At 56.5% G+C, this 4,885-nt stretch carries 3 protein-coding genes; all 3 read right to left on the bottom strand.

Annotated features, from left to right (window positions below; all coding sequences use genetic code 11):
• Positions 1–102 precede the first annotated feature (102 nt).
• Positions 103–1,158, bottom strand: coding sequence for a DUF6396 domain-containing protein (locus ALO80_RS00080; protein WP_055007469.1), 1,056 nt, complete (start codon positions 1,156–1,158; stop codon positions 103–105).
• Positions 1,158–3,023 (bottom strand): phospholipase D-like domain-containing protein, encoded by a 1,866-nt coding sequence (locus ALO80_RS00075; RefSeq protein WP_055007468.1) that lies wholly within the window; start codon positions 3,021–3,023, stop codon positions 1,158–1,160. The genes ALO80_RS00080 and ALO80_RS00075 overlap by 1 nt, the downstream gene beginning before the upstream one ends.
• Before the next feature lie 158 nt (positions 3,024–3,181).
• Positions 3,182–4,885, bottom strand: a 1,704-nt coding sequence (locus ALO80_RS00070) for a DUF2345 domain-containing protein (RefSeq protein WP_144434188.1), incomplete at its 5' end; no start/stop codon positions are given.

Genomic DNA, 4,885 nt, shown 5'->3' with positions numbered 1-4,885 from the left:
GCGTCGGGTTTGAGTTTGGGAAGAGATTTGCATGTGCAGACCACTCTCTTTCGGCACACGCAACATCCGGTTCATAACTGAAACCCTCTACCGCCTATATATTCAGTCTTCCTTGATATATACAGGCGATCCCGGCAAGGGCTTACCTGTTTTAGGATCAAGCACCATAGCCTTAGCCAGTTGCTCAATCAGTGCTTCGGAAGGCTTGGGTGGCGGGATATTGGCTTCACGTTCCTCAACCCATTTCAGCTTGCCATCCCAGGCAGGAAGCTTGGCTGGTGGCAAGGGTACGATTTCGTTGATTTCGGGGACGCTTGGATTGGCGTAAGACCAATCTGCCAGAAGACTCCAAATTTGTTTGTAACGATCTGCTCGCTCTATATCTTCCTGCTGACCCAAATAGTACAAGAGATTCTCTGGTTCAGGGCCTCGAAAGCCATTGTTTAAAAAAGATGCTGCATTTTCATTTCCTGCCGCCACACCTAACTGAAATGCTTCAAGGGCGGCTCGATACTCCATAATTGTTGATAAGTTAACGCCCAACGCCAAAGCCGCATCACCATTACCTTGTGAGGCTGCACAACTGCGCATCTGACGTGCTACGTCCGGTGCAATGTCAATGGGCGCGAGCTTCTCAGCAACGTAGGCTTGTGCTTGCGAACTTCCCTCATCCGCCGCCTTGCGAAAGTAACGGAGGGACATATCTTCATCTTGATGCAGACCAGCCGCGCCCTTTTGAAGATAGATGGCGATCATGTAATAGCCCGAAGCCACACGTGCATCTATCAACTGTTGGCTAAGACGCAATCTTTCCGCACCGGTTAGCTTGAACTGGCCACGCATGGCACCGTTCTGCAGGTTGACGTTGGCCTTGTAGTGATTGTTTTCTGCGGCGATGCGATACAGTCTGCCAATTTCGATGTCGACCGTTTCGTCCTGCGGGATCTGATTGTTTTTCTGTAACCAACGGGCGTAATGGAATAGAACATCCGTTTCTGCCGAGGGAGCAGGGATTTTCTCGTGTGCGCAGGTAAACGCCAGCTTGGCGTTGACTTCGCTCAACTGATTCAAGGGAGTGTCCTTTGTCCGTAAAGTAATGGCGTTGCCAGAGCTGCAGGCAACCAACAGCAGGCTTGAAAGCAAAAAAGTCAGGCGCATTAGTCAAAGTCCGTCATAGAAGTTTCGGTGTAATAAAATTCGACTAAAGGAGCATAGGGTTTAAGCTTGTTGTCTCGAAAACCTTTATTCCGTTTAATAATATCGCCCCAAGCTGTAAACGCCTCTTTCGGCTCATCCTGCACCCCAAACCCCTTGGTATGCAGATCCCACAACCGCCGCCGCAACGGCTGACTAAACTCCGGATGCTCATGGCAGATGTTCAGTTCGCTATCCACCATCATGCTTCGAGTGTTGATGTTGGCCGAGCCATGAGTGGTGTATACGTCATCGACGATCATCAGCTTGGAGTGGATGTAGACGGGCATCCAGGGCTGGCCATCTTGCAAATCGCGCGCGACCAGTGAGCAAACATGAATCTTCAAGCCTGGCACTTTCTTGGCTACCAAGTTGGACGTTTCAATCTCCTTGGTTTTCCTGTCCATCTCCGCTTGCCATTCGTCCAGCTTTCTCTGTCCGGCACGGTCATTTGGCCCGTCCGGACGAGGTCTGACCGGGGCTTCACGTTTCATCTCCTTGATCAGTCGCAGCTTGGTGATGGCCGGAATGGTTTCTGCCCGACCCAGGCTGGCGAGCATTTCCTGGGTCTTGGCCGTGCCCATGCCGACCCCGTCCTTGGTGTCATTGGTGACGACAAAAAGATAGAGGGGCTCCTTGCGGCCTGCCTCGAAGTATTTCCCTGCCAAGGTCTTGAGGTGATCGGCCAGCGGCGGCCAGCGGAAGTACTGGTTTTCGATGTAGATAAACTGGGTGACGTTGTTGGCAGCCACCATGTAACCGCTCTGGATGTCTCGAACGGGTTTTTCATGGTCGCCCACGTCATCCTTGTGCTTGCGGTTGGTTTTGGGCTGGCCCACCTGAGCCTGGGTGCGCAACACTTGCATCATCAATCGCGTACCGCTCTGGAACTGGAGACGATTGGAGGTCGGATCGCAATCGCGGCAGGCGAGCAGGTCCTCGCCGGTTTCCTTGCGCCAGGCGATGGCAAAGTTCTGGTGCACATCGTGAAGGATCGGCCCGGACAACATGCATGATATGTCCTGGCGTGGCGTGGAGCCGCGCGAGCCTAGATAGGGCGCAGGCTTGGTGCCTTCTTCACGGTTCAGTGCCGAGTGTTGATCGGTGTCCCAATACTCGTCCAGCGAGTTGTGGCCCATGACAAAGCCGACCGCGCTGGGCAGTTCATAGTCGACCAGTACACTTTTCTGGTGGTGCGAGGCGCTGGCGCTCAGGACGAGTTGCATGCCCACGCTGATATTGGGATCGAGCGCTTCATACTTCACCCAGTGCTTAATCTCTAACCTTTCATTGGCGCTGAAGCCACGACTCACGAACACCGGGGATTTACCATTGACTCGCTCAGCCGCCTTGCCATCGGACACTGCGTACTCAGAGAACCAATCGCGGTCGTACTTGAACTGATCCTTGGTCGAGCTTTGCATGGCTCTAGAATTCAGTCGAAGCAAGCCCTTGCCCGGCAGGTTGCCTTCGCCTGCCATGCCTGCGGAGTTGAAGGGCATTTCCCAGCCCAGTATGCGCACCTTCACACCGTTGGCAGCCTTGATCCTGAGCAGTTCGCCAATGCAGGGGTGGGATCCGTCGCGGATGAAGTACATGGAAGGCTGGAAGCCCCAGCAGATGATTTCGACGGATTTCTCGGCTTTTGCAATCGCCTCAAAGACAGCCCTGAATGCTTCTTCACCGTTGACCAGCGGTCTATAGGTGGCCGGAATCGGGCTGAATTCACTGTTCTCGACGAACCAGCGCTGGACAATCCTGGCGCTGTTGGTGTGCGAGAGTGCGACAGGCACTGTTATGTTGGAGAGGCTCGGGAGTGGCGATTCCATGGGAGTTCCGTTCCTTATAGGTTCTGACACGCTGGCTGACCGGGAAGGCGAGATGGATGGCGAACAGTTGATTGCATAAGCCATGGCCGTTCTTCACGGTCAACAGTAACCGTACCGGTCGCAAACCTGTTCCTGGCTGGGCTAGGTGTCCCCATTGTTCACGTTTCCGATTCTGGATTGTTCAGCGAGGTGTACAGGGCCCGGAACTTACTCTCAGTTCCTGCCCTAGCGTTCGTTGAACCCGTTTGGTTGCTATGGCGATGAAATCCGCTGTTGGCGAATTCGGCATTGCTTTGCTCGCCTTGGTACTGCCCGCCGACCGGAATGTCGTAACTCACGCCATTAGCCAGTTCGAGCGTGTATCTGCTGGTTGTGGGGTGGTGATCAATGCCAATTGCCCCGGTTTTATCCATGACGCCTTTTTTGACGACTGATGCCCCGTCACGCACTGTGTAAGGCATACCAGCCCACGCACTAGAGCTCCCGGCGTTGGTTTGCCCTGCATAAAAGGTAAGCGCTTGGGTCACAGAGGACTCGGGCCAGGCAGGGTGGTCGCGATTAAGCTGTGCTGGCCCGCTAAACGTCTTCTTCGCCCCTTTGACATCAATCGTCCCCGGCGCATGAATCTCGATGTTGCCGTCCTTGATGCGGATGTAGCCGCCGCCGCTGGTAAGGAGGATGCCTTCCTGTGCGGCGATCTCTATTCCGGCGGCGGTCGAGGTAATCATTATCTTCTGTTGCGCCGTCAACTCCATTGCATCACTTTGCGCCTGCAGCTCGATCTTGCCTTTGGCCGAAAACAGCTTGGCCCCGGCATTCTGCGCAAACAGGCTGATGCTTTGCGCCACGCTTGCCAGAAGGGATTTGCCGCTGGCGATGCTGACGTCTTCGCCGGTGCTCAGGGTCAGGTGTTTGCCGCTGTGCAGGTGGGTGCTTTTCGGCGTGGCGGTGGCGATGTCGGCGGGCGAGGAGGCGATCAGCAGCGGTTGCTGGTAACCCGGTGTCTTGCCGCGTCCGCCGCTGCGGATTGCCCAGGCAGTGTCGCCGCCGTTGCGTTGTTGCTCGCCGGGGCCTTGGCTCGGTGCGCCGTCGTCGCTGCCGTAGGTCACGTCGGCATCGCTGTTGAGCTGGGTCAGGCTGTCCAGGCCTTCCTGCATGGGCAGGGCGTTGTGCTGTTGCGCCGTGTCGGACAGGGTCTTGACGCGCTGCTCGCTGTTTTTCAGTTGCTGCTGCGCTTCACTGGCATCGATCTGTGCGCCCTGAGCGCCGCTGCGTTTCCAGGTGCTGAGGTACAAACCCTGCTGGGCGCGCAGTGCGCCGTAAGCATCGGTGCGCAGTTCAAACCCCGTACCGCGCAGGCCGCCGCGATTGTTGCCGCGCTGGTCGATCAGGTAACCAAGGTTGAGCTGGGTATGCCCGTGGCTGCTGTGGATCTGGGTGCGGACCTGGCCGGTCGAGTCGTCCATCACCCAGTGGTTGAAACCGCCGCCGCCGACTTCCTTGCTCTTGTAACCGGCCATCAACCCGCTGGAGTGCCAGGCGGGTTTGTGACCGCCGTAGACCTGTCCCATCACCAGTGGCCGGTCGATGTCGTTGTCCAGAAAAGTGATGACCACCTCTTCACCGGCACGGGGCACATGCACACTGCCCCAGTCCGGGCCGCTGCTCGGTTGCATCATGCGCAGCCAGCAGGAACCCAGTTCGCCGTCCTGAGACAGGCGGTCCCAATGGAAGCGCACACAGATTCGGTTGAGGGTGTCGGTAAACACTTCATGGCCACTGGGCGTGACGACTACGGCGGTCTGTTGGCCGAGGCTTTTCGGTTTGGAGTGCTCGGCGGGACTGCGGAACGGCACGCTGTG

The sequence above is a fragment of the Pseudomonas caricapapayae genome (assembly GCF_001400735.1).
GTDB classification, from domain to species: domain Bacteria; phylum Pseudomonadota; class Gammaproteobacteria; order Pseudomonadales; family Pseudomonadaceae; genus Aquipseudomonas; species Aquipseudomonas caricapapayae.
The sequence above is the reverse complement of the archived record's forward strand: the minus strand, read 5'-3'. Positions and strand labels throughout refer to the sequence as shown.

Coding starts and splice junctions, on each gene's coding strand:
- ALO80_RS00080 (WP_055007469.1), bottom strand. CDS start 1,158: ATGCGCCTGACTTTTTTGCTTTCAAGCCTGCTGTTGGTTGCCTGCAGC.
- ALO80_RS00075 (WP_055007468.1), bottom strand. CDS start 3,023: ATGGAATCGCCACTCCCGAGCCTCTCCAACATAACAGTGCCTGTCGCA.